This is a genomic window from Shewanella sp. T24-MNA-CIBAN-0130 (genome assembly GCF_040310185.1).
Lineage (GTDB): Bacteria > Pseudomonadota > Gammaproteobacteria > Enterobacterales > Shewanellaceae > Shewanella > Shewanella psychromarinicola.
The window spans coordinates 1-269 of sequence record NZ_JBEOPP010000329.1; the positions used below are offsets into that span (position 1 = coordinate 1).

The 269-nt window shown below is 40.9% G+C and carries 1 protein-coding gene; it reads left to right on the top strand.

Features of this window, described 5'->3' with window-relative positions:
• The coding region (locus AAEZ02_RS22590; RefSeq protein ID WP_351125291.1) for a transposase at positions 1 to 269 on the top strand (269 nt) is incomplete at both ends.

Sequence of the window (269 nt, forward strand, 5' to 3'; positions counted from 1 at the left end):
CACTCAGCCTGTATCGGGGATGGTGGTTAACTCAATGGATAAACTTTATGCCGACAAAGGCTACATTAGCAAAGCACTGGCGAGCGACTTACTCGAACAAGGTGTTACGATCGTCAATAATGTCCGTAAAAACATGAAAGCTAATGCATTATCCCTATGGGATAGAGCGATGCTTTCACGTCGATTTATCATTGAAACCATCAATGACCAGCTAAAAAATATTTCACAAATAGAGCATACAAGACATCGAAGCGTGCATGGTTTTATGT